Origin of the sequence: Streptococcus danieliae (assembly GCF_013415245.1) — a bacterium.
Taxonomy (GTDB): Bacteria; Bacillota; Bacilli; order Lactobacillales; family Streptococcaceae; genus Streptococcus; species Streptococcus danieliae_A.
On the sequence record NZ_JACBXX010000191.1, the window covers coordinates 1 to 1,196 of the forward strand.

A 1,196-nucleotide genomic window follows, 5' to 3' on the forward strand; every position below is an offset into this window, starting at 1 on the left:
TGAATAATAGCTGTCTCACAAGAGCGATTGGGACGAAAGCCATAACTATACTCTGAGAAGTGTCTTTCACAGATTGGACTGATGGTTTGAACAATCGCTTGTTGTACCATTCTGTCCATGACTGTAGGGATTCCAAGATTTCGGACGCCACCATTTGGCTTAGGAATTTCAACTCGTAAAACTGGTTGAGGTTTGTACTTCCTCTGCTTTATAAGTTCCTTGGTTTCTCGCCAATGTTGCCGTAGGAAATTATCCATTTCCTCAATGGTAACTCCGTCGATACCAGCATAACCCTTGTTTCTTTTTACCTGATGATAGGCTTCAAGCATATTGTTCCGAGATAATATCTTATCTAGCAATTCTGACATGTGCGTATTCCTTTCTTGTTTCGGTGTCTGAGGGACATCTTAGATTCGTGAACCTTCTCCTAGTCAATACGTGACCGTCTCCAGTTCTATCAGACCGTTCTTTTACAGACACAAGTGAAGTAGGATTACTTCGGTTAATTGTTCGCCCCTTCGCTCCATTTCCATTACAGAAACTTCATCACTACTATGGGTTCGGCTGACTTCTCATGATTCGTTGTTACTACGTCTACGACGCTCATGAGACCTCACGGGATAAGTCGTATATCTTTCCTCGTTTACTCTCGTGATCTACGCATATAGGTTACGACTACCTTTTGGGACTTTAGAGTTTTCAGCCTCCTCATCCACTACATACGCCTTCATATCACATTTCTGTTCGTAGAGCCACGATTTCGCTATCCCTTCCTCTCCCCGCTACCTCACGATAGTCAGGCTTGGGAGTCGCTATTGGGTTCACCGGTAGCAGGTGCCCACAGAGGACTTGCACCTCAGATATACGACATGCCCGTCGTACTGAAAAGATTCCAAGCCACCGAGCTTGGAATCGGGGGGATTCGGGAAACTTCGGTTCCCGAATAAGGCATGGAACTCGTCAGAGGTCGCTGCCGTCCCCCACCACAGGGAATGCATCCCATATGAATTGAAAGGAAGCCATTTTTAGGCTATATTGTACTCACGCTAAATTTCAAGTTGAAATTAGCCACCACTAAGAAATTCCTTTGGTGACTTGTAGTCCAAACATTTTTTAGGATAATTGTTTATCCAATTTTCAATAAAAGCGACTTCTTTGGGAGTTGTTTCTTTGGTCCCTTTTGGTAACCACCTGCG

At 44.2% G+C, this 1,196-nt stretch carries 1 protein-coding gene and 1 pseudogene; both read right to left on the minus strand.

Annotated features, from left to right (window positions below; genetic code table 11):
• Nucleotides 1–368: reverse transcriptase domain-containing protein (locus HZY94_RS08950; RefSeq protein WP_257151911.1), on the minus strand; the 368-nt coding region annotated here is incomplete at its 3' end.
• Nucleotides 369–1,064: 696 nt separating this feature from the next.
• Nucleotides 1,065–1,196, minus strand: a pseudogene (locus HZY94_RS08955) (IS30 family transposase); the annotation flags it as partial.